At 42.0% G+C, this 23,333-nt stretch carries 23 protein-coding genes, 1 pseudogene and 1 other annotated feature; all 24 genes and pseudogenes read left to right on the forward strand.

All coding sequences use genetic code 11. From position 1 onward, the window contains the following. The first annotated feature begins 9 nt into the window (after positions 1-9). The 24 genes and pseudogenes from mraY to ACVHUV_RS11045 all read left to right on the forward strand — a co-directional run bounded on the left by mraY (position 10) and on the right by ACVHUV_RS11045 (position 23,332). Entirely contained in the window at positions 10-984 is a 975-nt protein-coding gene (mraY, locus tag ACVHUV_RS10930; protein WP_462084617.1) for a phospho-N-acetylmuramoyl-pentapeptide-transferase, read from the forward strand. After that, a pseudogene (gene murD, locus ACVHUV_RS10935) lies at positions 985-2,333 on the forward strand (UDP-N-acetylmuramoyl-L-alanine--D-glutamate ligase). Between the two features lie 113 nt (positions 2,334-2,446). Further along, positions 2,447-3,538, forward strand: coding sequence for a putative lipid II flippase FtsW (gene ftsW / locus ACVHUV_RS10940; protein ID WP_462084618.1), 1,092 nt, complete (start codon positions 2,447-2,449; stop codon positions 3,536-3,538). A 14-nt stretch (positions 3,539-3,552) separates the two neighbouring features. After that, on the forward strand, positions 3,553-4,347 hold the full coding sequence (locus tag ACVHUV_RS10945) for a cell division protein FtsQ/DivIB (RefSeq protein ID WP_462084619.1): 795 nt from the start codon (positions 3,553-3,555) through the stop codon (positions 4,345-4,347). Further along, the gene (locus tag ACVHUV_RS10950; RefSeq protein WP_462084620.1) at positions 4,331-5,047 is read left to right on the forward strand and encodes a DUF881 domain-containing protein; all 717 of its coding nucleotides are present in this window, start codon (positions 4,331-4,333) and stop codon (positions 5,045-5,047) included. The genes ACVHUV_RS10945 and ACVHUV_RS10950 overlap by 17 nt, the downstream gene beginning before the upstream one ends. 31 nt (positions 5,048-5,078) lie before the next feature. Next, the gene (locus tag ACVHUV_RS10955; protein ID WP_462084621.1) at positions 5,079-5,798 is read left to right on the forward strand and encodes a DUF881 domain-containing protein; all 720 of its coding nucleotides are present in this window, start codon (positions 5,079-5,081) and stop codon (positions 5,796-5,798) included. A gap of 2 nt (positions 5,799-5,800) precedes the next feature. Further along, on the forward strand, positions 5,801-6,172 hold the full coding sequence (locus ACVHUV_RS10960; RefSeq protein ID WP_317941736.1) for a small basic family protein: 372 nt from the start codon (positions 5,801-5,803) through the stop codon (positions 6,170-6,172). A gap of 93 nt (positions 6,173-6,265) precedes the next feature. Beyond that, on the forward strand, positions 6,266-7,549 hold the full coding sequence (ftsA, locus tag ACVHUV_RS10965; protein WP_462084622.1) for a cell division protein FtsA: 1,284 nt from the start codon (positions 6,266-6,268) through the stop codon (positions 7,547-7,549). Between the two features lie 36 nt (positions 7,550-7,585). Next, positions 7,586-8,743: a cell division protein FtsZ gene (ftsZ, locus tag ACVHUV_RS10970; protein WP_462084623.1), complete on the forward strand. Its 1,158-nt coding sequence runs from the start codon at positions 7,586-7,588 to the stop codon at positions 8,741-8,743. Between the two features lie 437 nt (positions 8,744-9,180). Further along, complete coding sequence (locus tag ACVHUV_RS10975; RefSeq protein WP_462084624.1) at positions 9,181-10,035, forward strand: sigma-E processing peptidase SpoIIGA; 855 nt, start codon at positions 9,181-9,183, stop codon at positions 10,033-10,035. Then, the gene (gene sigE, locus ACVHUV_RS10980) at positions 10,025-10,735 is read left to right on the forward strand and encodes an RNA polymerase sporulation sigma factor SigE (RefSeq protein ID WP_371389846.1); all 711 of its coding nucleotides are present in this window, start codon (positions 10,025-10,027) and stop codon (positions 10,733-10,735) included. Before ACVHUV_RS10975 ends, sigE begins: the two co-directional genes overlap by 11 nt. 96 nt (positions 10,736-10,831) lie before the next feature. Further along, the gene (gene sigG / locus ACVHUV_RS10985) at positions 10,832-11,611 is read left to right on the forward strand and encodes an RNA polymerase sporulation sigma factor SigG (RefSeq protein WP_462086900.1); all 780 of its coding nucleotides are present in this window, start codon (positions 10,832-10,834) and stop codon (positions 11,609-11,611) included. A gap of 88 nt (positions 11,612-11,699) precedes the next feature. Next, positions 11,700-11,942, forward strand: a complete 243-nt coding sequence (locus ACVHUV_RS10990) for a PRC-barrel domain-containing protein (protein ID WP_317941731.1) — start codon at positions 11,700-11,702, stop codon at positions 11,940-11,942. Between the two features lie 72 nt (positions 11,943-12,014). Continuing rightward, the gene (locus ACVHUV_RS10995) at positions 12,015-12,710 is read left to right on the forward strand and encodes a YggS family pyridoxal phosphate-dependent enzyme (RefSeq protein WP_317941730.1); all 696 of its coding nucleotides are present in this window, start codon (positions 12,015-12,017) and stop codon (positions 12,708-12,710) included. Beyond that, a complete protein-coding gene (locus ACVHUV_RS11000; protein ID WP_371389848.1) occupies positions 12,707-13,165 on the forward strand; it encodes a cell division protein SepF in 459 nt (152 codons plus the stop codon). The genes ACVHUV_RS10995 and ACVHUV_RS11000 overlap by 4 nt, the downstream gene beginning before the upstream one ends. Before the next feature lie 25 nt (positions 13,166-13,190). After that, positions 13,191-13,478 carry a YggT family protein gene (locus tag ACVHUV_RS11005; RefSeq protein ID WP_371389849.1) on the forward strand — a complete coding sequence of 96 codons (288 nt, stop codon included), beginning with the start codon at positions 13,191-13,193 and terminating at the stop codon, positions 13,476-13,478. A gap of 34 nt (positions 13,479-13,512) precedes the next feature. Further along, positions 13,513-14,289 carry a YlmH family RNA-binding protein gene (locus ACVHUV_RS11010; RefSeq protein ID WP_317941727.1) on the forward strand — a complete coding sequence of 259 codons (777 nt, stop codon included), beginning with the start codon at positions 13,513-13,515 and terminating at the stop codon, positions 14,287-14,289. A gap of 88 nt (positions 14,290-14,377) precedes the next feature. Further along, positions 14,378-14,884, forward strand: coding sequence for a DivIVA domain-containing protein (locus tag ACVHUV_RS11015; protein ID WP_317941726.1), 507 nt, complete (start codon positions 14,378-14,380; stop codon positions 14,882-14,884). A 124-nt stretch (positions 14,885-15,008) separates the two neighbouring features. Beyond that, positions 15,009-15,220, forward strand: a binding site (T-box leader). 83 nt (positions 15,221-15,303) lie between these two features. Next, positions 15,304-18,066, forward strand: a complete 2,763-nt coding sequence (gene ileS, locus ACVHUV_RS11020; RefSeq protein WP_462084625.1) for an isoleucine--tRNA ligase — start codon at positions 15,304-15,306, stop codon at positions 18,064-18,066. A gap of 162 nt (positions 18,067-18,228) precedes the next feature. After that, entirely contained in the window at positions 18,229-18,702 is a 474-nt protein-coding gene (gene lspA, locus ACVHUV_RS11025) for a signal peptidase II (RefSeq protein ID WP_317941724.1), read from the forward strand. Next, positions 18,702-19,616: an RluA family pseudouridine synthase gene (locus tag ACVHUV_RS11030; protein WP_462084626.1), complete on the forward strand. Its 915-nt coding sequence runs from the start codon at positions 18,702-18,704 to the stop codon at positions 19,614-19,616. The genes lspA and ACVHUV_RS11030 overlap by 1 nt, the downstream gene beginning before the upstream one ends. Before the next feature lie 825 nt (positions 19,617-20,441). Continuing rightward, positions 20,442-20,984 carry a bifunctional pyr operon transcriptional regulator/uracil phosphoribosyltransferase PyrR gene (pyrR, locus tag ACVHUV_RS11035; RefSeq protein WP_317941722.1) on the forward strand — a complete coding sequence of 181 codons (543 nt, stop codon included), beginning with the start codon at positions 20,442-20,444 and terminating at the stop codon, positions 20,982-20,984. 24 nt (positions 20,985-21,008) lie between these two features. Continuing rightward, a complete protein-coding gene (locus ACVHUV_RS11040) occupies positions 21,009-22,307 on the forward strand; it encodes a solute carrier family 23 protein (protein ID WP_462084627.1) in 1,299 nt (432 codons plus the stop codon). Positions 22,308-22,453: 146 nt separating this feature from the next. Then, positions 22,454-23,332, forward strand: a complete 879-nt coding sequence (locus ACVHUV_RS11045; RefSeq protein WP_462084628.1) for an aspartate carbamoyltransferase catalytic subunit — start codon at positions 22,454-22,456, stop codon at positions 23,330-23,332. Position 23,333 lies beyond the last annotated feature (1 nt).

Raw genomic sequence — 23,333 nt, forward strand, 5'->3', positions numbered from 1 at the left:
GAATAGTTTATGACACTCGTCACAACAATAACGGTTATTGCCGTTGCATTTATACTCACAGCATTGATAGGAATGGCAATCATTCCGTTGCTCAGAAGACTGAAATTCGGTCAGAGCATTCGGGAGGAAGGACCGGACGCTCATAAGAAAAAAGCAGGCACGCCTACAATGGGCGGCCTTATTTTCCTGAGCTCCATCATCATTACGATGCTTGCCCTATCATACATAGTTGAAGATGTATTAACGACACAAACGATTGTCCTTATGATTGTTCTTGCAGGATTCGGTGTCATTGGTTTTCTGGATGATTTTATCATCGTTGTCATGAAAAGAAATTTGGGCCTTACATCCATACAAAAACTCATTGGACAAATCATTATAGCTATTATTGCGTATTTCCTATTAAAGATGGGACCTTTTGACACAACGGTCGGTATTCCATTCACTGATCTCTCCATTGATTTAGGAATTTTCTATGTGGCATTTCTCGTGTTCTGGCTCGTTGGTTTTTCCAATGCAGTGAATTTGACAGATGGACTCGATGGACTTGTTGCGGGTACATCCACAATCGCTTTTGCTGTGTTTGGTGTATACGGTTTAGTTTACGAGCAAGTGGACATTGCAATCTTTTCCTTCGTTGTGGCAGGCGCTATGCTAGGGTTTTTATTATTTAATATGAAACCCGCCAAAGTATTTATGGGAGACACGGGTTCGTTAGCACTTGGTGGTGTGCTGGCCATGTTGTCAATTTTGGTTAAGCAGGAACTTCTGCTCCTCATTATCGGGATTGTGTATGTCGTTGAAACATTATCTGTCATGATTCAAGTGACAAGCTTTAAATTGACCGGAAAACGGGTATTTAAAATGAGCCCTATTCATCATCATTTTGAACTATCCGGATGGTCTGAACGAAAGATCGTTATTGTGTTTTGGGGAGTCGCATTTCTTGCGGCAATTGTTCCGTTACTGTTGGAGGTGTTGTAATTGATTACGTGGGACGGATTTAAAGACAAGAACGTTTTAGTGCTTGGACTGGCGAAAAGCGGTTTTGCGGCAGCCGACTTGCTCCATTCTCTCGGAGCGAATGTTGTTGTGAATGATGCATCACCGGAAGATGGGAATTCTGACGTTGCGCTTCTTCGCTCAAAAGGAATAACAGTAATTTGCGGAGGACACCCGTCTGATATCTTAGACGCGGGTTTTGATAGTATCGTAAAAAACCCAGGTATTCCTTACCAAAACCAAGTGCTCCAACAGGCAGTTGAAAAAGGAATCCCATTTGGACGGAGATTGAGTTGGCTTACTTGATCAGTGAAGCGCCTATTGTTGCTATTACTGGTTCAAACGGTAAAACAACGACGACGACGCTTTTGTATCACATGCTAAATATTGGTGGCAAGAAACCTTTGATTGCCGGGAATATAGGAACGGTCGCTTGTTCTGTTGCAGAAAAAGCGACTGCGGATGAAGTCATCGTTATGGAAGTCTCGTCTTTTCAATTAGCAGGTATTGAGAAGTATCGACCAAAAATAGCAGTCTGGACAAATTTGTACGATGCCCACATTGACTATCATGGTACTTTTGAAGAATACGCTTCAGCTAAATCGAGGATTACTATGAACCAAGAGGCTGAAGATTACTTCATATACAATGCGGACCAAGTTGAGATGCAACCTTATATAAATACGAAGGCAATCAAAATTCCTTTCTCTTTGCAAGGTAGAACGGAAGAAGGAATCTCAGCTGATAGTGAAATGATCTATTGGCAAGGTGAACCTTATGTGAAAAGGTCAATTATCAAATTACTCGGTCAGCATAATTTGGAAAATATAGTAGCAGCGACTGCAACAGCTATTTTACTGGATTGTGATAAATCGACAATCGAAGATGTATTAAGCTCGTTTACTGGAGTTCGTCATCGGATGCAGTTTGTGAAGGAACTGAATGGTCGTGCATTTTATAATGACTCAAAAGCGACGAATACGCTTGCGACGAAAAGTGCATTGTCATCGTTTGAACCGCCAGTTATTCTTCTAGCTGGAGGATTGGATCGCGGCCATTCCTTTGAAGAGCTACGTCCACATATGGGTAAAGTGAAAGCAGTTATCGCGATTGGAGAGACGCGTGAACGGTTCATGGAATTTGCTGTTTCGTGTGGAGTAACGGATGTGTATGCTGCCGATTCGATGGTTGAAGCTGTCGAAAAGGCGTATACAAAATCAACGATTGGGGATCAAATTTTATTATCTCCGGCTTGCGCTAGTTGGGATCAATACGAAAGTTTTGAAAAACGTGGCGATGCATTCATTGAGGCCATCATGAAGTTATCGTAACGATTGTTGGATGAATAAATCGTAAAAATGCAAAAAGTTAAATTGGAGTTTGACTTTGTTCGTCGTCAAGTCTTACGTTAGGTTGGTAATGGAGGAACTATTAAGAGGGAAGGATGCGTTCTCTGGATCAGAAGTTAAAAGCCGGATTTATTGTAGCAGCGGCATTATTATCATTGATCGGTTTGGCGTTTGTCCATTCTGCTGGCTCCTATTGGGGGCAAGTTCACTACGCAGACTCTTCACCATTCATTGTAAAGCAAGCAATTTATATGGCAGTATCGATCGCAGCTGCATTATTTTTGATGAAAGGGCCATGGACTTCCAACCAAACATTTTGGACTGCTTTTTATTACATAGCAATCATCATGTTAGTAGCTGTCATGATTCCGGGCATCGGGGTTGTTCGAAATGGCTCGCAAAGTTGGATTGCACTTGGACCGTTTAGCTTGCAACCTGCTGAATTTGTGAAAGTCGCTTTGATTGGAAAACTTGCATGCAGTATGAAACAGTCATCAGGAAGACGACCTTTTAAAGTGCAACATTTTGTGTTAATTTTATTGCCTGCTGTATTGATCATGTTACAACCTGATTTAGGTTCTGCAGTCATTATGATTGTTTCTGCATTTGTCATTTTGTTCATCGCTGGGTATCCGTTGTCCTTCTTTGCTTTTCTAGGACTATCAGGTATTGGTGGGATTATTGCGCTAATCGCGGCGGCGCCTTACCGACTCGATCGGATCAAATCCTATATTGATCCGTGGAATGATCCGCTAGGCACAGGTTTTCAAGGTATTCAATCGTTATTTGCAATTGCACCTGGTGGTTTGTTTGGTCATGGCTACGGCAATAGTCGACAGAAGTTCCTCTACTTACCGGAGCCGCAAAATGATTTCATATTCTCGATTATTGCAGAAGAAACGGGTTTTATCGGTGCAACATTCGTATTGCTTCTATTCGTTATGCTACTCGTTACAGCTTTTGGTATTGCAATTCGGACAAAAGACTATCGCTCATTTCTTATGACATCAGGAATGGCTTCTATGATCACTTTTCAGACCTTTTTAAATGTCGGCGTTGTATCAGGATTATTACCCGTTACTGGTGTTACGTTGCCGTTCATTAGTTATGGAGGATCGTCTTTGCTTACAACTTGGATGGCTGCAGGCGTCATTTTACATTTTGCTTTTTATCAAAAACGAAATTGAGGGGAGGGGAGCAGATGGATAAAGTTATTGATATTGAAGAGCGGATACCATCCATGCGAGAAAAACGGCGTAAGAAAACAAATAAAAAATTCTTGTTTATTCTAGCTGTTTTTTGCATTGCTCTCCTTTTGCTATTGTATTTTCAATCTCCTTTCAGTAAGGTGGACTCAATTCATGTGAAAGGTGCAGCTCTTCACGATCAATCGTATTACGTTGAAAGAAGTGGCATTGCTTCTGGTGATGCGTACTGGAAATTTACGACAAATCAACTAGAGAAAGAACTTTCTAGCGTTGAGGGCGTCAAGGAAGTAACGGTTTCTAGAAAGTGGTTAAGAGATTTTGAAATAGAGATTACAGAATGGGACACTGTTGCTTATGTTGAGAAAGAAGGGGAGTTTTCGCTCCTTCTTGCCAATGGCGAAGTATTTTCCGCTAAAAGTATTACACCAAATGTACCCATTCTGAACAATGTTGTTAACAAAAAAGTATTGAAAAAATTAACAAGTCAATTAGTGAAAATGGACAAGAATGTGTTGCAACTGATTTCTGAAATCATTTATACGGGCGAAGACGATGACGCTGATACAATTACGGTTTATATGGATGATGGGTATGAGGTACATGCACTCATTCCTGCTTTCGCAGAGAATATGGAATACTATCCAGAGATTGTTACTCAATTAGACGGCTATGAAAAGGGTATAATTGATATGGAAGTTGGTACGTTCTTCTCGCCTTATAGTGAAGTATATGGAAGTGAGGTAGTGGAAGAAGAGGAAGGTGAAGTTGTTGATGAAGAAAGTGAGTAAGGGAAGAAAGGATCGAGGAAGGTATGTATTATATGCCATCGTCTTTCTAGTACTCGGTTTTATATTCGCTTTTTCTTATCGAACACTGGGGAAAGATAAAGTGGATGTTGCCCAAAATCCCAGTTTGCAGAAAGAGGAACAGTATCGTGAAGAACTAATTGCTCAAAAAGAGCGCAATAAAGAACTTACCGATGAAATCTTTATGAAGCAAAACGAAATACGTGAATTTGAACAATCCATTTCTGAAAATGAAAATAATCATGCTGGATTGGTAGAAGAAGCGAAAAATCTACGGCTATTGCTAGGGGTTATTCCTGCAATCGGGCCAGGTGTCCGGATTACCTTGAAAGACGGTGATTACGATCCTGTCGAGCAAAATCCGAATGAGTATATCGTCCACGAAAGTCATGTCCTACAAGTAGTGAATGAATTGAAAATATCTGGCGCACAAGGAATTGCTATAAATGGACAACGAATCTCTGCCAACTCCAATATTAAATGTACAGGCCCTGTCATTAAAATTGACGGGAGAACGTATCCTGCACCGTTTGTCATAGAGGCGGTTGGGGAGTCAGAAGTGCTCACAACTTCTTTGCAATTAAGGGGCGGAGTAATTGATGGCTTAGTTCACGATAACATCGTAGTCTCGGTCGAACAGTTGAAAGAATTGAAGTTGCCTGCATTACGGAACGAATCGTAAAGGAAATGTCAGTGTCGAAGGAGCGTGTAAGATGAAGAAGAGGATCAATATGAAATTTACACTTGTCCTCCTGCTCATCGGTTTTATGATTGCTGTACAATATAATTCTTTAGAAAATCCTGAGAAACGTGATACGAGGGATATTTGGGCGATCAGGCAAGAATTGGCAGAAGAGAAAAAAATGCATGTAGAATTGTTGTCCGAAGTGCGTGAACTGGACCGGACAATATCTTCTTACCGTTCATTAGAGGAAACGAGTGCTGGACAAGCTTTAAAAGAAACCGTTGATAAATTACGTGAAAAAGCAGGTACGACGGACATAGTCGGCCCTGGTATTGTAATTGAAGTACGACCTTCTGCGGAAAGTGTAGCGTATGGAATACCAATCACGAGTATTTCATCTGATTTACTCACTCGTTTTGTCAATGATGTAAATCGCTTCAAAGGAATTGATATGGAAATTGACGGCAAACGCTACAATATTTTAAGTTCAATTCGAGTTATCAATGGGTACACGTCTGTAAATGGTTTGAATGTATCGACGCCACCGTTTACAATTAAAATCATTTCACAAACATTAACGGATAGTGAAAAACTGTACAATTATTTATTGGCTTCTTCTATTCATGATGATTTTTACCTTGATAACTTAGTGCTGGATATCCATCCTCCTGAAGAAGATATCATGATTAGAGGTTGGCCAGAACAGTTTGAAAATCTCTATTTGAATGAGTTATCGAAGGGGGATTGACGATGTGGTTGCCACTTTTAGGCTTACTATTAGGAGTTTCGTTAGGATTATTATCCGATATTCAAATTCCCCAAGTGTATAGTAATTATTTATCCATTGCTGTACTCGCTGCGTTAGACACATTATTCGGAGGCATACGAGCACATTTACAGCAAATCTACGATGACAAGGTGTTCATATCGGGCTTCTTTTTCAATATCCTATTGGCCGCTTGTCTCGCATTTTTAGGTGTTCATTTAGGAGTAGATCTCTACTTGGCAGCCATCTTCGCATTTGGTGTAAGGTTGTTCCAAAACATTGCCGTCATACGAAGACTTTTATTGACGAAATGGTCTGCGCGCAACAAGTCTCCTGAAGTTCAGGAGCAGGAATGAAAGGATTGAGAATAGGATGGAGAAAATATTTAGACAATATGACGATTATACAATAGAATGTAAGGTAAGGATCGAAATAGGGGGTGCCGGGAATTGAGTCAATCTACAACATACGTATCATTGGATATAGGATCTTCTTCAGTCAAAGTGCTGATTGGAGAAGTGGATGGTGGTTCCCTCCACGTAATCGGGGTTGGTAATGTACAATCTGCGGGTATTCGAAAAGGAACAATTATTGATATCGATGCGACTGTCCAGTCTATTAAAAAAGCAGTAGAGCAGGCGGAACGGATGACAGGGATGCAAATTAGAGAAGTCGTCCTCGGAATTCCTGCAAACGGCGTATTGCTACAAGATGTAAAAGGTGTTGTCGCTGTTAACTCGGAGAACAGGGAAATTACGGATGACGATTTAGATCGTGTCATGAAATCTGCACAAGTCATGTCCGTGCCACCTGAACGGGAAATCGTCAATATCATTCCAAAACAATTCATCGTGGATGATTACGATGAAATTAAAGACCCTCGAGGGATGATTGGGGTCCGTCTTGAAATGGATGGAACACTCATTACAACCTCTAAAACGTTAGTGCATAATATTTTGCGCTGTGTGGAAAGAGCAGGTCTTGTCATACGTGAAATCTATTTGCAACCATTAGCTTCTGGAACGTTTGCATTGACGGATGATGAAGTGAACCATGGAACAGCTTTCATTGACATTGGTGGTGGGTCTACGACAATTGCTGTTTTCGGCGATAATCGGTTTGTATCCACTGCTGTCATTCCGGTAGGGGGTGACCATATTACGAAAGACTTGTCAATCATATTAAAGACACCGACAGAGCAAGCAAGAAAGATTAAGCACCAGTATGGACATGCCTTCTATGACGATGCTTCGGATGACGAATTGTTTGAGGTACCTGTTATCGGTGCGGATTCAAAAGATCAATATAGTCAAAGATACATATCGGAAATCATTGGTGTCCGATTAGAAGAATTGTTTGAACTGGTGTTGGAAGAACTCTATCGGATGGGTATTCAAGATTTGCCGGGTGGTATCGTATTGACAGGTGGTACGACCAAACTCGAAGGTATTCTTCAATTGGCTAGACATGTGTTGAAAACGAGGGTTCGGATACATACACCAGAATATATCGGTGTACGCGAACCAATGTATTCGACTGCTGTAGGCCTTATCCGTTATGCTAATATGGAAGATACGTATTTTGGTATTTCAACGGAATCTACAACTGTTCCGGCTAATCGCGAGATGGATTATCCTTCTGCTCCTAAAAAGAAGGTGGCAGTGCCAGACAAAGAGAAAAAACCGAGTTTAATGAGTAAAACAAAAAGATTTTTTGATGGATTCTTTGAGTAAAAAGAGTATTTTCAGTAGGGATTAGGAGGAGAGACAATGCTGGATTTTGATACGAATATCGATGCACTTGCCGTAATTAAGGTGATTGGTGTCGGTGGCGGCGGGAATAACGCTGTTAATAGAATGATAGAACATGGTGTGCAAGGTGTCGAATTCATTGCTGTGAATACAGATGCGCAAGCACTTAACTTATCGGAAGCTGAAGTGAAATTACAAATTGGTGGTAAGTTGACGAGAGGGTTAGGAGCAGGTGCAAATCCAGACGTCGGTAAGAAAGCGGCCGAAGAAAGCCGTGAACAAATTGAAGAAGCGTTACGCGGAGCAGACATGGTCTTCGTAACAGCTGGTATGGGAGGCGGTACGGGTACTGGTGCAGCTCCTGTTATCGCTCAAGTCGCAAAAGACTTAGGTGCATTGACTGTTGGCGTTGTTACTCGTCCATTCACATTTGAAGGCCGTAAACGTTCAACGCAAGCAATCGGTGGAATTGCTGCGATGAAAGAGTCTGTTGACACATTGATTGTCATTCCGAATGATAAACTTCTTGAAATTGTGGACAAGAACACGCCGATGTTGGAAGCTTTCAGAGAAGCGGACAACGTGTTGCGTCAAGGTGTACAAGGTATTTCAGATTTAATCGCCGTGCCAGGTTTAATTAACTTAGACTTTGCTGACGTGAAAACAATTATGTCGAATAAAGGCTCTGCCCTCATGGGAATCGGTATGTCCACAGGGGAAAATCGTGCCGCAGAAGCTGCCAAGAAGGCGATATCAAGCCCGTTGCTTGAAACGTCAATCGATGGCGCGAAAGGTGTACTGATGAACATTACAGGCGGTTCTAACTTAAGTTTGTTCGAAGTTCAAGAAGCTGCTGACATCGTTGCATCTGCTTCTGATGAAGATGTAAATATGATTTTTGGATCGGTTATCAATGATTCCTTAAAAGATGAAATCGTTGTAACTGTTATTGCAACAGGTTTTAACGAAGAGCAGTTGAACCCATCAAAAGCAACAAGAAATCCAGGGTTTGGAGCAACTCGCCAACGCGAAACACAACAACCAGCGCAACCAACGCATTCGCGTAGAGAAGAAACCCAACAGTTCCAACAATCCGAACCTGCAAGACAGCAACAAACAAACCAACAGGACGACGCACTCGATATTCCGACATTCCTTCGCAACCGTCGTCGTTAATTAAATTGATTGAACTCTTCAGTTTCCTACTATGGAGACTGGGGAGTTTTTTCGTTTGTAAAGAAAACAGAGCCTTGCATGACAACGTAAAGTGCTCGCATCACAACGTAAATGCATCGCAACACAATGTAAAGCCGTCGCATCACAATGCTCCGAGCGTATCACAACGTAAAAAGCTCGCATCACAACGTAATGTGCTCGCATCGCAACGTAAAGGCATCGCAACACAATGTAAAGCCGTCGCATCGCAATGCTCGAGTCGCTTCACAATGCTACGAGGGCTTCAGGTTACAAATCGCAAACGCAAAACTTCCTTCCGGCTGTGGTTTCCATAAAGAATTTTAAGATGTTGTCGAATTTTTACGTAATTTTTATCCTTGTTCCGACAAACATCGCACGACTACAATGTTATCCTTACGTTCAAGGAGGGCGATTGGATGTATGGGGAAATCATCATAGCGATCAACATGCTATTTAATTTCGCGATCTTATCTTTTGCTGATCGGATGGGCAAGGCACAAGCTTCCTGGAAACGTCTCTTATTGGCGTCTTTCGTAGGCGCTGTACCTGTCACGCTATTCCCTAACTCCTGGATTGCTCTTTTTGTCGCATTTGCTTTCATGGTGTTCTGTGCTTTTGGGGTGTCGTTTACTACTTGGGGAAACAAAGCATTCATCGTATTGATTGGAGCGTTGTTTGCGGGCGGATTGCTAACAGTTGTTACGGAACGATTTATTTTTGTGACCGGTCCATCTATGATTTTTATCAGTGCAATCTTAGCTTACGCCGCGTTAGCTGTCTTTAAGATGAAATGGTTGGATGTTCGACTAGCTCGTAAATTATCTACGTATGCAGCAGAATCGATTCTCACGATATGGGACAAAGATGTGCCGATATCCGTCTTTGTTGATACTGGAAATCGTTGTACTGAGCCCCTTACTGGCGAGGCCGTTCATTTTGTTTCCTTTCAAGCTGTGAAACCGATAATCCCAAGCGAATTGCTTGAACCTTTACAAGCATGGAATCCTAAAGGTGTACCGCAATTATCCGTTTTTCCGAAGCATTATCAGCAGATGGTCCGGTTAATACGACTTCAAACTGTTCAGGGAAACTCATGGGCAGTAGGATTTAAATTCGATCGTTGGACGATTACGGAAGGATGTGAATTGCCAGCTGGTTATCTTGTGCTGACGAAACAAGATCGTCGTTATCCGGAAGGTGCTCAAGCCATTTTGCATGTATCTGCACTGGAGTTTATCTCAAACGAAAGGGGAACTAGTTATGTGGCATGAAATGAAAAAATGGTTGTCGGTCATTAAAAGTCTCTTTAGAAGAAAAGGTGGTACCTATTATATAGGCGGCCATGAATCGCTACCGAAACCATTATCACGTGAAGATGAAGCGAAAACAATCCGAGCATTTATGGAAGGGGATATGGATGCCCGCGATACGTTAATCGAAAAAAATCTCCGACTCGTCGTGTATATTGCACGTCGTTTTGATAATACGAATACACATATTGAAGACTTAATTAGTATCGGAACAATTGGCCTTATAAAAGCGATTGAAACATTTAAAAGTGATCGCAATATTAAACTGGCGACATATGCATCAAGATGTATTGAAAATGAAATTCTTATGCATTTGAGAAAAACCAATCGAACCAAATCGGAAATTTCTTTTGATGAACCGCTGAATTCAGATGCAGATGGCAATGAATTATTACTTTCCGACATATTAGGTACTGATGAACATATTATTTTGGATGATGTTGAGAAGAAATTGGAAAGACAACATATGATTGAAGCAATAAGCACGCTAGATGAGCGAGAAAAATATATTATGGAATGTCGCTTTGGTTTAACAGGTGAATTAGAAATGACACAGAAAGAAGTTGCGGAATTACTAGGAATTTCTCAGTCGTATATTTCGCGCTTAGAAAAGAAAATCATCTCAGAACTTCGTGATCGATTAAATCATCCAATTGCCTGATGGTTGAAATTGGCGATTCGAGTTTCGCATATTCCACATGTCTGAGGACAAACTATTTCGTACAGTCATCTACAGAATGTGGAGGAAAAGCGAATGATGCGTACAAGAGTTGAGATTTGCGGAATCGATACGTCCAATTTGCCATTACTGACAAACGAAGTGATGAAGGAAACTTTCATCCGATTACAAAGTGGTGACGAATCAGCTAGGGAAGAGTTAGTGATCGGAAATTTACGGCTAGTCCTTAGCCTTGTTCAGAGATTTGCTTACAGAGGGGAGCAAGCAGACGATCTTTTTCAAGTCGGTTGCATCGGCTTACTAAAGTCCATTGATAACTTTGATTTAAAGCATAACGTCCGGTTTTCGACTTACGCCGTTCCGATGATCATTGGTGAAATTAAAAGGCATTTAAGGGATCATCATGCCATTAGGGTATCCAGATCTCTTAGAGATATAGCGTACAAAGCGATTCGTGCAAAAGAACAATTTATCAATGATCACCAAAAGGAACCTAAAATATCCGATTTGGCAGAAATTACGGGAATCCCTGAAGATGATATTTTATTTTCACTAGACGCGATTCAAGATCCAATGTCCTTGCACGAACCAATGAATGGGGATGGCGGTGATTCCGTCTATATTATGGATCAATTACAGGATAAAAAAGTTTCGGAAGATCGTTGGTTAACGTATGTTTCAGTGAAAGAGACTGTATCTGGCATGACAGAACGACAACAAATGATTCTGTCAAAAAGATTTTATTTAGGGCAGACACAAACTGAAATCGCAAAAGAACTCGGTATTTCACAAGCTCAAATTTCGAGGTTGGAGAAAAATGCAATTCAGATAATTAAAGAAGGTATGGAAAACGAATGACTGTTGAGAAAAACGTAACGCACAGCTTCTTGTGCATTGCGTTTTTTTCTGTCGTTCAGCATATCTTGTTAAAAAGGAGGGGAACAATATGCGATTTTCAGAGTTGCAAAAAAAAGAAGTTATAGAGGTCAAAAGAGGAGCTTTTCTTGGATTTGTGCAAGATGCCACCATTGATATGAAGAACGGGAAACTGGATATGCTCCAAGTAGGTGGGGCAGAGCGTAGTTTGTTGTTTGAGCCAAAAATGAAAGATTATAAACAAATTAAGTATAATGATGTTGTAACGATTGGAAAAGATATCATTTTAGTAGGTAAAAAGCTTGATAATTAGTGGCTTATCATTGATAAGTATGCACTCACTTGGTACAATAAAGCAAAGTAAGCAGAAAAGTAGTGATTGCAAATGGGAAAACTTCAAGAGCGCATCCAACATATTGAAAGAGAGATTCAAGCAGCATGTGAACGCTCGGGAAGAAACCGGGAAGATATTACTGTCATTGCTGTTACAAAGCAAGTTTCTACTGAAAGAACAAAAGAAGTGATTGATTTAGGGATTTTACATGTTGGAGAAAATCGCCCAGAAGGCTTGCTGGCAAAACGTCAGGATATCCAATCCTCAGCTGTTTGTTGGCACTATATCGGCAATGTCCAAAGTAGAAAAGTGAAAGAAGTCATTCATGATATTCATTGCCTTCACTCATTGGACAGAATCAGTTTAGCAAAAGAAATTCAGAAACGAGCAAGTGCACCGATCGACTGTTTTGTTCAAGTAAATGTTTCGGGTGAACAGTCAAAGTCAGGTGTCTCTCCAGATGAACTGCGGGCTTTTTTACAACAACTTGCTACTTTTGATAAAATCCGAGTGATCGGGTTAATGACAATGGCTCCTTTTACAGAAGATCAGGATGTTCTAAAATCTGTATTTAGTTCGCTTCGTCAATTGCGAGATGAAATGGCAGCTGCCAATATGGAACATGCTCCGTGTACACAGTTGTCAATGGGTATGTCCAATGATTTTGCCATAGCGATTGAAGAAGGTGCAACTCATGTTAGAATCGGTACCGCATTAGTCGGAACGGAGAGTGAGGGAGAACAATGAGCATTAAAAGAAGATTCGAAAAGTGGTTTTATTTAGATGAAGAAGAAGCGTATGAACAAGAACAACCGGTGCGAGAGCAACAACAGCAATTGCAGCAGCCTGTCCCTCAACAGCCGAAGAGGACACCTGCAAGAAAGCAACAGTCGACGGAAACGCAACAACCTGGAACGGTTGTAAGTTTGCAAAGTCTGCAAAAATCTTCAAAAGTTGTGTTGTTTGAACCGCGTGTATACGCTGAAGCACAAGATATTTCAGAACACCTGAAAAACAAGCGTGCAGTAGTCGTCAACTTGCAAAGAATAGAGCGTGACCAAGGAATTCGCATAGTAGATTTCTTAAGTGGAACTGTTTATGCGCTCGGCGGCGATATTCAACGCGTCGGTACGGATATTTTCTTATGCGTACCGGAGAACGTAGAAGTGGCAGGGTCCATTTCGGATTTTTTTGAACGATAGAATCGGATGAGGTGTAATAATAAATATGCAACTTTTTTTAGCAATGTTCTTTAATGTGATTATGAATGTAATTGATATCTACTCCATACTCCTCATCATTTATATTTTGATGTCATGGGTACCTTCAACGCGGGAAACGACTTTTGGAAGGTTTCTTGGGAAAATAACAGAACCATACTTAGGGTTTTTCCGTAAATTTATTCCACCGATTGGTATGATTGATATTTCACCGATCGTTGCGATTTTCGTACTCAACTATTTGATTCGTGCGGGAGTCCGTCAAGTATACGTAATCATTGCCTCACTAGTGTGAGGTTTTTTCTATACGGAACAAGGAGTCGTAAACGATGGATGCAATTATACAACATTTCAGAAAAGACGAGCAGCCTTTCATTGAAACCGTAATCGGATGGACACGTGAAGTGGAAGATACATATTCGCCTAAACTTACGGGCTTTCTTGATCCGAGACAGCAGTTTATCGTGGAATCGGTTGTAAAAGGTGCCGGATTGTCAGTTGAAGGCTTTGGAACTTTCGCAAGTGCGGAACGTAAACGGGTATTAATCTATCCGGATTATTTTGTCCCAACGGAAGATGATTTTCAAATTGTCGTTTTTCAAGTGAAGTACCCTGCTAAGTTTATGCAATTAGAACATCGGGATATTTTAGGATCACTCATGTCACTTGGCATTGATCGATCTAAATTTGGGGATATTCGATTGCACGAAGACCAAGTCCAAATGGCAGTTGCATCTGAAATGAAAGACTATATGAAGGCAAACTTTACAGCTATCGGAAAATCAAAAATTCGACTTGAACTACTGGAAGATGCTGTACCATTACTTGAAATGAATGAAGAGTGGAAGGAAGAACTCCATATCATCAGTTCATTGCGTTTAGATACAGTTGTCGCGTCACTTATTAAGAGTCCGCGACAAAAAGCGGTAGCACTTATTCAAGGTGATAAAGTGAAAGTGAATCATGTCATCCGAAGCACGCAAGCATTTGAGTTGAACGAATTGGACAGCCTTTCAGTAAGGGGCTTTGGGCGATTTAAAGTGTTGTCTATTGAAGGTCGTACGAAAAAAGATAAAATTCGTCTGCTTATTGGTAAGTTAGAATGATTTTTCTGAAAGTGGTTAAAAACTGCTGTTTTATCTAAACAGGATATGTATAATGGAACTATAGCAATTGAAAGGGGAGAACGTACGAATGGCTTTGTCACCACTCGATATACATAACAAAGAATTCAGCCGTGGCTTTCGCGGTTATGATGAAGATGAAGTAAATGAGTTTTTAGAACAAATCATGAAAGACTACGAAAATGTCTTAGAAGAAAATAAAGTACTGAAAAACAACCTAAAAGAAACGAAAGAACAGATTTCCCATTTCAATACAATTGAGGGGACACTACAGAAATCCATATTGATTGCACAAGAAGCTGCAGAAGACGTTCGCCGGAATTCACTTCAAGAGTCAAAGTTAATTATTAAAGAAGCTGAAAAGAACGCTGATCGTATTGTCAATGAAGCATTGTCTCGTGCGCGGAAAATTGCGATCGATATTGAAGATTTGAAGAAGCAATCCAAAGTTTTCCGCAACCGTTTCAGAATGTTAGTTGAAGCGCAACTGGACATGATCAAAATGGACGACTGGGACAAATTGATGGAATATGAACCTGAATCTGAGCTGTTGGAAACTGCAGCAGATGAAGAGTGATAAAAGACTAAATTGCAATCGGTGATTGTCTATTAAGGCAACTGTTATAATGAACAAATTGTTGTTCGTATACGTGCTTGACATTTCTTTTCAAGCACGCATATAATGAGTACCATATATGTAAAGACAGGCAATGATAGAGAGAGTACTTTTCGATAACTTGTTAAAGCGAGCCGGGGATGGTGAAAGCCTGGTCGATGCATCGAAGACGAAAATCACTCTAGAGCCGGATTGAAGAAAAGCAATCCCGGAAACACCCCGTTATGGTGTTCTGAGAGGTAGCACAACTGTGCTGCAACTAGGGTGGTAACGCGAGCAGAAGTCCTCGTCCCTTTATTGGGATGGGGATTTTTTGTTTTCTTCGATGCACGTGAAACAACGATTCGTATTTTTGCCAAGACATGAAGGAGGAAACATGGATGGATTACAAAGACACATTATTAATGCCTAAAACGGATTTCTCGATGCGTGGAAACCTACCGAACAAAGAACCGGATATGCAAGCGAAGTGGGAAGAAATGGACATTTATACAAAAGTCCAGGAGCGAACGAAAGGTCGTCCATTTTTCGTGCTTCACGATGGTCCTCCGTATGCAAACGGTGATCTTCACATGGGGCACGCTTTAAACAAAGTATTGAAGGATATGATTGTCCGTCATAAGTCGATGTCAGGCTACCATGCGCCATACGTTCCAGGTTGGGACACTCACGGTTTACCGATTGAGCAAGCGTTAGTAAACAAAGGGGTAAACCGTAAAGAACTATCAGTTGCAGAGTTCCGGAAAATGTGTGAGGAATATGCTTACAGTCAGATCGATAACCAACGTACACAATTCAAACGGATTGGTGTGCGTGGAGATTGGGAAAATCCATATATCACATTAAAACCAGCATTTGAAGCACGACAAATTGAAGTGTTTGGTGAAATGGCGAAAAAAGGATACATCTATAAAGGATTGAAGCCGGTTTATTGGTCTCCTTCCAGTGAATCTGCTCTTGCAGAAGCGGAAATTGAATACAAGGATAAGAAATCACCTTCCATTTATGTAGCATTTCCAGTTCAGGATGGTCGCGGCGTCGTTGCGGAAGATGTGCGGATTATCATTTGGACGACAACACCATGGACGATTCCTGCGAACCTTGGTATTTCTGTCCACCCTGATTTCCAATATGTAATTGTTGAAGTGGAAGGAAACAAGTTTTTATTAGCAAAAGACCTCGTCGAATTTGTTGCAAAAGAAATCGGTTGGGAATCATATGAAGTTGTCAGTGAATTAAAAGGTTCTGAGCTAGATCGCGTCGTTGCGAAACATCCATTGTATGACCGCGATTCACTTGTTATGTTAGGTGAACACGTGACAGCTGAAGCGGGTACAGGATGTGTCCATACAGCACCGGGTCATGGTGAAGACGACTTCTATGTGTCAAAACAATATGGGATTGACGCTTTATCTCCTGTGAACGACCGTGGTGTCATGACAGACGAAGCACCTGGTTTTGAAGGATTGTTCTATGAAGATGCAAACAAAGAAGTGACGAAAAAGTTGGAAGAAGTCGGAGCGTTATTGAAGCTATCTTTCATTACTCACTCCTATCCGCATGATTGGCGTACAAAGAAACCGGTCATTTACCGGGCAACAGCGCAATGGTTTGCTTCCATTCAATCATTCCGTGATGAATTGCTTGAGGCGATTCGCAATACGAAGTTCACGCCAGCTTGGGGTGAAACGCGCCTCTATAACATGGTCCGTGATCGTGGTGATTGGTGTATTTCCCGTCAACGTGTTTGGGGTGTTCCAATTCCTGTATTCTACGCTGAAAACGGCGAAGAAATTATTACAGATGAAACGATTGCCCATGTCTCTAAACTGTTCCGTGAACATGGATCGAACATCTGGTTTGAAAAAGATGCAAAAGATTTGTTACCAGAAGGCTTCACACATAGTGGTAGTCCGAATGGTCTCTTCACGAAAGAGACGGACATCATGGACGTGTGGTTCGATTCTGGATCTACCCACCAGGGCGTGTTAGAAGAAAGAGAAGATCTTGTCTATCCTGCTGATCTCTATCTAGAAGGATCTGACCAATACCGTGGTTGGTTTAACTCTTCCTTGACAACGAGCGTTGCCATTAATGGAATTGCGCCATACAAAGGCTTGTTAAGCCATGGCTTCACGTTAGATGGAGAAGGTCGTAAAATGAGTAAATCACTTGGAAATACAATTGTTCCAGCGAAAGTGATGAACCAACTCGGTGCAGACATTCTTCGTCTATGGGTATCATCCGTCGATTATACGGCAGATGTACGAGTGTCAGACTCGAACTTTAAACAAGTTTCAGAAGTATACCGTAAAATTAGAAATACACTGCGCTTCCTACACGGAAACGTCGCTGATTTCTCACCATCGAAGGACCGCGTGGCATTTGAACAAATGCGTCCGATTGACCAATATGTGTATGTGAAGCTTCAGGATATGATTAAAGATGTCCTAGCAGCTTATGAAAACTATGAGTTTGCAGGTGTTTATCATGCCGTGAACAATTTCTGTACGGGAGAGCTCAGCTCATTCTACTTAGATATCGCAAAAGATGTTGTGTATATTGAAGGGGCAGACCATCCTCACCGTCGTGCAATGCAAACGGTTATGTATGATGCGTTACTTGCACTCCTGAAGTTGTTAACACCAATCATCCCACATACGACAGATGAATTATGGTCTTATTTAGCCGATGTGGAAGAAGAAAGTGTTCAATTGACAGATATGCCTGAAGCAATTGAATACGGGGAAGTGGCGAGTGCGCTCCGTGAACGCTTCAACGTCTTAATGGTAGTCCGTGACGATGTGTTGAAAGCGCTAGAGGAAGCACGGAATGCAAAAGTAATCGGAAAATCGCTTGAAGCGAAAGTGACACTTGCATTGCCAGAGAAATACGCAGACGTCTTAAAGGCAACAGATATCGACTATGCACAGTTCTTCATCGTTTCAAAGTTTGTTGAAGTAGAAGCAAGTGATATTGCTGCTGATGCGTTAAAACTGGATGCGGCGACCGTTCTTGTTGAGAAAGCAGATGGAGAGAAATGTGAACGTTGCTGGACAATTTCAGAAACTGTGAATGATGATGCAGATCATCCAACACTTTGTACTCGCTGTGCAAACGTTGTAAAAGAATATTATTCCTAATCAATTAAGGTAAGGCTGTATGTAACCATGGCTTAATGCCATTGGTACAACAGCCTTTTTTGTTGTTACCTTGATAGCGAGCTGACCAGGTAGTCGCAATTTCATCATGTGACTCTATTTGTGGTAAAATGGAACAGAAACTGGCGGACGGGGGTTTTTGGAGTGTTAATCTATTATGGAATCGCGATTGTCATTATTCTAATTGATCAATGGACAAAATGGCTGGTCGTACAAAATATGAACTTAGGTGAAAAAATATCGATTGTTGAACCGTATGTTGGGCTCCTTTCTCATCGCAATAAAGGAGCGGCATGGGGGATGTTGGAAGGTCAAATGTGGTTATTTTACATTGTAACGGTTGTAGTAGTTGCCGGTATCATCTATTTCTTTCACAAAGAAGCGAAAGGCTCTCCTTTACTCAGCAGTAGTCTCATGCTTCTGTTAGGTGGGGCAGTTGGTAACTTCATCGATCGGTTATGGAGGAAGGAAGTCGTCGATTTCGTGGATGTACTCATTCCCGTCATCAACTACGATTTCCCGATTTTCAATGTAGCGGATGCTGCGTTAACAATTGGTGTCGTTTTAATGATTATTCATGTGTTTGTAGATGAAAAAAAGAAGAAAAAGGTGGCATAATGGAACCAATTGAAGTTGTAATTACAGAGGAAAACGGAAATGGACGGATTGACAAAGTATTATCGACAGTTAATCCGGAGTGGTCACGCACCCAAATACAGCAATGGGTAAAAGATGGTGCTGTGTTAGTGAATGAACATACAGTAAAACAAAATTACAAAGTAAAAATAGGCGATCATATCGTAATTATCGAACCTGAAGCGGAAGAGCTAGATATCGTGGCAGAAGACCTCTCCTTGGATATTGTCTATGAGGATGAGGATGTTCTCGTCGTGAATAAACCACGTGGAATGGTTGTCCATCCTGCGCCAGGGCATGTTACCGGGACACTTGTAAATGGACTCATGTATCAAGTGAAAGACCTTTCGGGCATAAATGGTGTCATGCGTCCAGGAATCGTTCATCGTATTGATAAAGATACGTCAGGTTTGTTAATGGTAGCGAAAAATGATCTTGCACATGTGTCACTCGTCAACCAATTGGTTAACAAAACAGTGACGCGTGTCTATACAGCGCTTGTCCACGGTCATATTCCACATGATCAAGGAACGATAGATGCGCCGATTGGTCGGGATGTAAAAGACCGACAAAGTATGACAATCGTCGATAATGGGAAACATGCCGTAACCCACTTCAAAGTGCTTGAGCGATTTGGTAATTTTACACTTGTAGAATGTAAGTTGGAAACAGGTAGAACACACCAAATTCGTGTGCATATGAAATATATTGGTTATCCATTAGCGGGTGATCCAAAATACGGTCCTAAGAAGACGATAGAATTTAATGGACAAGCGTTACATGCAGGAACAATCGGATTTGAGCATCCGCGTAATGGGCAGTACTATGAATTCACACAACCATTGCCTGAGGATTTTCAAACACTCCTTACGCAATTGCAAAATGAAAAGCGTTGACAAAGTTCAAACTGCCCACTATACTAATAACAGAAATTGAATAGCGATACCTTTAAAGACAGTCCAGAGAGGCTGGGAAGGTTGCACGGAAGTACGATTGGATACCTGGCTATACGTCTATCCATTGTATGCTTTTTTCTGCACATAAACCTCCCGCCATTCCGGCAGGAGGTTTTTTTTATGCAAAAGCGAAGGGCGCTTGTCCAGATGCGACAGGCATAAGACAGACATGCGAAACGGCGCACTTTGCCGTGCAGCAGGGCTGGCTTATGACCCCGAGCATCTAGCGCCCGGAGCTAGCCGATGCAAAAGCGAAGGGCGCTTGCTCAGTAGAGGAACGCAGTCTAAGTTCGCCACCTCGTGTGGCAACGACTGCATGATCTGCATCCTGCAGACCTCAGGCATAAGACAGACATGCGAAACGGCGCACTTTGCCGTGCAGCAGGGCTGGCTTATGATCCCGAGCATCTAGCGCCCGGAGCTAGCCGATGCAAAAGCGGAGGGCGCTTGCTCAGTAGAGGAGCGCAGTCTAAGTTCGCCACGTCGTGTGGCAACGACTGCATGATCTGCATCTTGCAGACCTCAGGCATAAGACGGACATGCGAAACGGCGCACTTTGCCGTGCAGCAGGGCTGGCTAATGATCCGAGCATCTAGCGCCCGGAGCTAGCCGATGCAAAAGTGAAGGGCGCTTGCACAGTAGAGGAACGCAGTCTAAGTTCGCCACATCGTGTGGCAACGACTGCATGATCTGCATCCTGCAGACCTCAGATGCAAAAGCAGAAATCCTGTATACCTGATACCAGAAAATAATGGAGGGGAAGACATGACGGAAAAAGCGATAATCCTTGACGAACAAGCGATTACTCGTGCAGTGACGAGAATAGCCCATGAAATCATTGAGAAGAATAAGGGAATCGATCAATGTATTTTAGTAGGCATTAAGACGAGAGGCGCGATCCTCGCAAAACGCCTAGCAGACAAAATCGCGCAAATTGAAGGAAAAGCAATTCTTACCGGGGAATTAGATATCACTTTATATCGCGATGATTTACAGATGAAACATCACAATCAGGAGCCTCTTGTCCAACAAGTTGACATCCAACATGATGTAACGGAAAAGAAAGTCATCCTTGTCGATGATGTACTCTACACAGGACGTACGGTGCGTGCGGCAATGGATGCGGTGATTGATTTAGGCAGACCGGCGGCAATTCAACTCGCTGTGTTAGTCGACCGTGGTCACCGTGAACTGCCGATCAGACCTGACTTTGTTGGAAAGAATATCCCTACTTCAAGTGAAGAACGTGTAGTTGTTAGTGTCAGTGAAGAAGATGGAAAAGACGGCGTAACGATTCATACTAAATAATATCAATTTTTCGGAGGCAACCATATGAATGACAACAAGGTATTAGATATACAAGATAAGCCGCCAGTAGGGAAATGGCTGGCCTTAAGCCTCCAGCATATGTTTGCCATGTTCGGCGCGACAATATTAGTTCCGCAGTTAGTCGGGTTAAGCCCAGCAATCGCATTACTGACAAGTGGTCTCGCAACACTCATCTTTGTTGTTGTAACACGATTTAAAGTTCCAGCCTATTTAGGATCATCTTTCGCGTTCATTGCACCAATACTAGCTGCGACTGACACCGGAGGCATAGGAAGTGCAATGATTGGCAGCATGTTCGTTGCCTTAGTCTACGCCCTCGTCTCCCTGCTCATTTGGACAACGGGCTCAGATTGGATTATGAAAGTATTACCACCAGTCGTAGTTGGACCTGTCATCATGGTAATCGGTCTCGCAGTGGCACCGATTGCTGTACAGATGGCAAGTACGATTAAAGTGGAAGGGAACCCTGAACCTGTGTATAACCTCCTTCACTTCTCGGCTGCGATTGTCACATTAGCTGCAGCAATCATCTGCCTCATGTTTTTTAGAGGAGTTGTTAGTTTGATGCCGGTCCTCATCGGTATCATTGTAGGCTACATCTACTCAGCTGCAGTAGGGATTGTAGACTTTACAGCAGTTGTAAAAGCGGATTGGATTGAAATTCCCGCGTTTTTAGTACCAGGAATCCACTATGACTTTGTCATTACACCAACACTCCTTGCAATTATGGTACCGATATCTATCGTCACGATTTCAGAGCATATCGGTCACCAGCTAGTATTAGGACGGGTAGTGGAAAAGGACTTGATTAAAGATCCTGGTTTAAATCGTTCCCTCCTCGGTGACGGGCTTGGAACATTGCTAAGTGGTTTCCTTGGCGGACCGCCTAAAACGACTTACGGAGAAAATATTGGTGTCATGGCGATAACACGTGTGTATAGTGTCTATGTCATCATCGGTGCAGCAGTGTTTGCAATCGGGTTCTCTTTTGTTGGTAAGTTGATGGCACTTATATCAACGATTCCTCAAGCAGTACTTGGTGGCATCTCAATCCTGCTTTTTGGAATCATCGCTTCTTCAGGACTACGGATGCTCGTCGATCACAAAGTGGACTTTGGGGAACAACGAAATTTAGTCATCTGCTCGGTCATCCTCGTGATTGGAATCGGTGGAGCTTCCATTCACGTAAGTGAAACATTCCAAGTAGGTGGAATGGCACTCGCGGCAATCGTAGGTGTCTTGCTTAATCTCCTATTACCAGGTAGAAAAAACGAAACATTAGCAGAAGAAGCAACAGAATAGATAGACCTTTTAATATTGTCCTGTGAGACAAGGAAAGGTTCGGTTGATGAACTGTCATTCCAATGGATGACGATTGTTCAGTCATGCACATCGAGCCTTTCCGGTACATGGAAAGGCTCTTTTTTTACAAGGAAGGGGACATCGGAATGAACCATTTGGTAGCGATGAGCGATTTATCAGTTGAAGAAATCTATAGTCTATTGGAACGGGCAAAGACATTCAAACACCTAGGGGTGCGTGAATTGCCGGGTAACTATATGGTAAGCAACTTGTTTTTTGAACCAAGTACACGTACAAAGACAAGTTTTGAAGTTGCAGAACGAAAACTTGGACTTGAGGTGATTCCTTTTGAAGCAGGATTTTCAAGTGCTTTAAAAGGCGAAACGCTATACGATACGGTACGAACGTTAGAAGAAATTGGACTCGACGCAGTGGTCATACGACATTCAGAAGAAAAATACTATGATCAACTTAAAGGGAAGACAAAAGTTGCCATCGTCAATGCAGGGGATGGATCAGGCCAACATCCAACACAATCGTTACTGGATCTGTTTACGATCCAAGAGGAATTTGGAAGCTTTAAAGGGTTGAACGTGTTAATCGCAGGGGACATTTCTCATAGTCGAGTCGCAAAGTCTAATGCAGATGCATTAACAAGGCTAGGTGCGAATGTGACATTCCTCTGTCCGAAAGAATGGGCAGGCGACGTTGACGCTACGGATCAATGGGATGACGTGCTTGAGCAAAGTGATGTTGTCATGTTGTTGAGGGTGCAACACGAACGTCATGAAGAAGGAACGAGTTTTTCAAAAGAAGAATATCATCGTCAATTCGGGCTCACAGTAGAACGGGAAAGAATGATGAAAGAGCGTGCAATCATTATGCATCCTGCGCCGGTAAATCGCGATGTGGAAATTGCAGATTGTTTAATTGAATGTGCGCGTTCAAGGATTTTTAAGCAAGTAGAAAATGGCGTATACATACGGGCAGCAATTTTAGAAGCTGTATTGAAAGGGAGGAATTGAC

Source organism: Sporosarcina saromensis (assembly GCF_054901285.1).

Excerpts from the sequence above, each read along its gene's own strand:
- ileS (WP_462084625.1), top strand. The coding sequence starts at position 15,304 with ATGGATTACAAAGACACATTATTAATGCCTAAAACGGATTTCTCGATG.
- mraY (WP_462084617.1), top strand. The coding sequence starts at position 10 with ATGACACTCGTCACAACAATAACGGTTATTGCCGTTGCATTTATACTC.
- ACVHUV_RS11030 (WP_462084626.1), top strand. The coding sequence starts at position 18,702 with ATGGAACCAATTGAAGTTGTAATTACAGAGGAAAACGGAAATGGACGG.
- ACVHUV_RS10975 (WP_462084624.1), top strand. The coding sequence starts at position 9,181 with ATGTATGGGGAAATCATCATAGCGATCAACATGCTATTTAATTTCGCG.
- ACVHUV_RS11000 (WP_371389848.1), top strand. The coding sequence starts at position 12,707 with ATGAGCATTAAAAGAAGATTCGAAAAGTGGTTTTATTTAGATGAAGAA.
- sigE (WP_371389846.1), top strand. The coding sequence starts at position 10,025 with ATGTGGCATGAAATGAAAAAATGGTTGTCGGTCATTAAAAGTCTCTTT.
- ACVHUV_RS11005 (WP_371389849.1), top strand. The coding sequence starts at position 13,191 with ATGCAACTTTTTTTAGCAATGTTCTTTAATGTGATTATGAATGTAATT.
- ACVHUV_RS11040 (WP_462084627.1), top strand. The coding sequence starts at position 21,009 with ATGAATGACAACAAGGTATTAGATATACAAGATAAGCCGCCAGTAGGG.
- ACVHUV_RS11045 (WP_462084628.1), top strand. The coding sequence starts at position 22,454 with ATGAACCATTTGGTAGCGATGAGCGATTTATCAGTTGAAGAAATCTAT.
- ACVHUV_RS10995 (WP_317941730.1), top strand. The coding sequence starts at position 12,015 with ATGGGAAAACTTCAAGAGCGCATCCAACATATTGAAAGAGAGATTCAA.
- pyrR (WP_317941722.1), top strand. The coding sequence starts at position 20,442 with ATGACGGAAAAAGCGATAATCCTTGACGAACAAGCGATTACTCGTGCA.
- ACVHUV_RS10955 (WP_462084621.1), top strand. The coding sequence starts at position 5,079 with ATGAAGAAGAGGATCAATATGAAATTTACACTTGTCCTCCTGCTCATC.
- ACVHUV_RS10990 (WP_317941731.1), top strand. The coding sequence starts at position 11,700 with ATGCGATTTTCAGAGTTGCAAAAAAAAGAAGTTATAGAGGTCAAAAGA.
- ACVHUV_RS10960 (WP_317941736.1), top strand. The coding sequence starts at position 5,801 with ATGTGGTTGCCACTTTTAGGCTTACTATTAGGAGTTTCGTTAGGATTA.
- ftsW (WP_462084618.1), top strand. The coding sequence starts at position 2,447 with ATGCGTTCTCTGGATCAGAAGTTAAAAGCCGGATTTATTGTAGCAGCG.
- ftsZ (WP_462084623.1), top strand. The coding sequence starts at position 7,586 with ATGCTGGATTTTGATACGAATATCGATGCACTTGCCGTAATTAAGGTG.
- ACVHUV_RS10945 (WP_462084619.1), top strand. The coding sequence starts at position 3,553 with ATGGATAAAGTTATTGATATTGAAGAGCGGATACCATCCATGCGAGAA.
- ACVHUV_RS10950 (WP_462084620.1), top strand. The coding sequence starts at position 4,331 with ATGAAGAAAGTGAGTAAGGGAAGAAAGGATCGAGGAAGGTATGTATTA.
- ACVHUV_RS11010 (WP_317941727.1), top strand. The coding sequence starts at position 13,513 with ATGGATGCAATTATACAACATTTCAGAAAAGACGAGCAGCCTTTCATT.
- ACVHUV_RS11015 (WP_317941726.1), top strand. The coding sequence starts at position 14,378 with ATGGCTTTGTCACCACTCGATATACATAACAAAGAATTCAGCCGTGGC.
- sigG (WP_462086900.1), top strand. The coding sequence starts at position 10,832 with ATGCGTACAAGAGTTGAGATTTGCGGAATCGATACGTCCAATTTGCCA.